At 44.7% G+C, this 2,740-nt stretch carries 3 protein-coding genes; all 3 read right to left on the bottom strand.

Annotated features, from left to right (window positions below; translation table 11 throughout):
* Positions 1–789: 789 nt before the first annotated feature.
* Positions 790–1,245 (bottom strand): BON domain-containing protein, encoded by a 456-nt coding sequence (locus O9300_RS04865; RefSeq protein ID WP_287970363.1) that lies wholly within the window; start codon positions 1,243–1,245, stop codon positions 790–792.
* A gap of 28 nt (positions 1,246–1,273) precedes the next feature.
* Positions 1,274–1,876 carry a signal transduction histidine kinase (STHK), LytS gene (locus O9300_RS04860; RefSeq protein ID WP_287970362.1) on the bottom strand — a complete coding sequence of 201 codons (603 nt, stop codon included), beginning with the start codon at positions 1,874–1,876 and terminating at the stop codon, positions 1,274–1,276.
* Between the two features lie 274 nt (positions 1,877–2,150).
* Positions 2,151–2,480 carry a helix-turn-helix domain-containing protein gene (locus tag O9300_RS04855; RefSeq protein ID WP_287970361.1) on the bottom strand — a complete coding sequence of 110 codons (330 nt, stop codon included), beginning with the start codon at positions 2,478–2,480 and terminating at the stop codon, positions 2,151–2,153.
* Positions 2,481–2,740 lie beyond the last annotated feature (260 nt).

The following is a 2,740-nucleotide window of genomic DNA, read 5'->3' as shown; positions in this document are numbered from 1 at the left end:
CTCAAGTGAATCGGTTAGTCTCGGTTGAACTAGGAACTAAATAGGGTTGGCGGCAAAAAGTTTGTTGGTGGGGTTAGGAGTCGGTCGTCGGTCGTCAGTAGCCGGTCGTTTCAGGCTTTGTTGCCCTCTTTTTTTGTACCATTTTATGTACTAAAAAAAGGATAATGCCAGGTTTTTGAAGGTCTTAATCCTATATTCTTGCACTAACATCGGATTTTAACAGGTCAAAAGCCTTATTTTAAAAGGGTTTTACCATTATTCAGCAAACCCCAGTTAGAATTTCTCCGATTTAAAGCGCAAATTGTTAATTGGTATTCCTGACAAAGGGAGTTATTTACTGAGGTCATCCGCTCTTTTATTGTCAATAATTTAGCATCCAACTTCCTTGACCTCAATAACTTGGAAGCCATAGTCTGAAGTTCAAAGGCATACTACGGAAATTCTGTCAATGCTTAAGTCCTAAAGCAATGATTAGACAAGGGGCTTAAGCCCCTTGTCTTCAAGGTTAGTTACAGTTGCTATCTTCTGTTTACTTCTTTTTAGCTGGAGCTGCTGGCGCAACTTCAACTTTGGGAGCATCTCATTTATGCAAGTGAGTAATTATGCTTGTCGCTAAAACTTGCTTCTGGTAAGGCTTTCAAAATAGCTTGACATAAAACTTAATTTAGGAGTTACAAAGGTGAGATGCTCACCGCAACTTTTGCGGCGTTGTCAGATTAGAATATGAAAGATGCAATGCAATCCTTGCTATCAAAGTAATTTCAGTTCCAAGCTGATTCGGAGCATCTTTCAATTTGACAACGCCACTTTTGCTGTAACTTTGACACTATTGACACCCTTGATTTGTTTTACCAAGGGGTCAATTTTGTCGAGTTGCTCTTGAGTTTCTACGGTTCCAGAGACGACTACCGCTCCATCTTTAGCAGAAACTGTAAGTTGCCCTTTCGGGATGTTGGCTTCTAGCTTAGAGCGAACTTCACTGGAAAGGTCACTGTTGGCGCGATCCGCATCTCCTCCAGTTAGATTGTTGCGTTGCTCACGAGCGCGAATATCAGAATTGAGTTGATTTCGGCGCACTTGACTAGACGCATCGCTTTGGTTCTTTTGGACTGTTTTAGTATCAGGAACTTGCCCCGTTTCCTCTGTGGAAGAAGGGGCGTTGGTGCTAGTTTTAGCGTTGTTCCCACAAGCCACAGTTCCAATCAGTAGAAGGCTGCTGAGGATTAAAGTTGTGATCTTTTTCATGATGCAAATCCTTTAATAATTTCCGATTTTACAAACGAGAAGCAGGAGGATCGACATAGCCTTCAATTGCTAGGGCATTGTAAATTTCCCACTCGCGAATCCCTCGGCGCTTTAGAATTGTTTCAGCCTGAAGGATGTCAGCATCTGCACCGTCCACGATCAACAGGTAGTCTCCACGAACCACATAATCGTGATAGACTCGTGCCCGATCTTCTGGAATTCCTAGACCAATTAGACCACCTACCAAACCTCCGGTAGCCGTCCCGATTGCACCGCCAGCTAACGTGGTAGCGATCGCAGTTGCAGCCGCCCCTGCCAACATGACGGGACCCACTCCAGGAATTGCCAATATGCCCAACCCAACCAGCAAGCCTGTCAGTCCTCCGATGGCTCCGCCTGCCGCTGCCCCGGTCTTTGCTCCTTCGTCAATATGAGTTGTTTTTGTTTCGGTAAGCTCTTGAACTCGTGTCTCACCAATCCGGTTGCTCTGCTCCAGGCGTTCTGGCTCTTTGGCAATGATTGATACCTGATTCATGGCAAATCCGTCATCTCGTAATCCATTCAGTGCCTTCTCTGCCTCTTGATGGCTAGAGAAGATTCCCACGGCTCGTTTACGGTTAGTTAAAGTCATTTTTCCCTCCAACGCTATGCGGTAAAAGCTTTGTAAATCCTATAGTATGGCGAACTATAGCGATTGAATTTCCTGATTCGAGTTGACAATTCTGCTCCTGGTATTACTGTAACAGGCGGTTGCTTGATTTACTGTATGAATTGATTGAGTCTGTATGAATTGCTTGAATACGACACAAAATGTAACGGGCGATGTACTGGAACTACCTTTTTTTATTAATAAATAGCGCCGCCCTTAACAGACGGTAAGGCCACTCTTTTTGTCTCTGCTGCTCTTATTGCACTGCTAGAACAGAAATATGTCCGACCTCTTTTGTATCGCTGCGAGGCCGGATGAGGATCTCCACGTCTTGATTCAATGCCGTGAGAAATTCCATCAATCGTTCAACTGAAAATTGATCGAGCCGATAGTTTTTTAGCGCTGAAACCTTGGGCTGCGGGATATTAAGCAGTATGGCAATCTCCCGCTGTTTCAGCTTGCGACTTTTCAGAAGTTCGTTAACAGCAAGGGCTAGGCGTGTTTTCGTCTGCCGTTCGGCTGCGTCTGGATAACCAAGGTCAGCGAAAACGTTCGTGGTGCCGCAAGTGATTTCCAAATTGCTCATTTTGTCCCTCTACTTTCATAATCCACTTGTGCGCGTTTCATCCGTTCAACAATAAGCTTTACATCCTCTTGAGGTGTCTTGATTCCAGAATTCGACTTTTTCTGGAATGCGTGCAGAACTTGACGCTCCCATCGCACTCATGGGAGGGATTCCCTGTTCATCCAGTTACCTTATTTATTAGGCTTTCACCTAATAGACAGTGGGTAGTCTGTCCGAGGGATTGAATTCCTGTCCGCCCGACAGTATTTGCTTTATTGAGA

Origin of the sequence: Microcystis sp. LE19-195.1E, assembly GCF_027532095.1 — a bacterium.
In the GTDB taxonomy this organism is placed as follows: domain Bacteria; phylum Cyanobacteriota; class Cyanobacteriia; order Cyanobacteriales; family Microcystaceae; genus Microcystis; species Microcystis aeruginosa.
The sequence above is the reverse complement of the archived record's forward strand: the minus strand, read 5'-3'. Positions and strand labels throughout refer to the sequence as shown.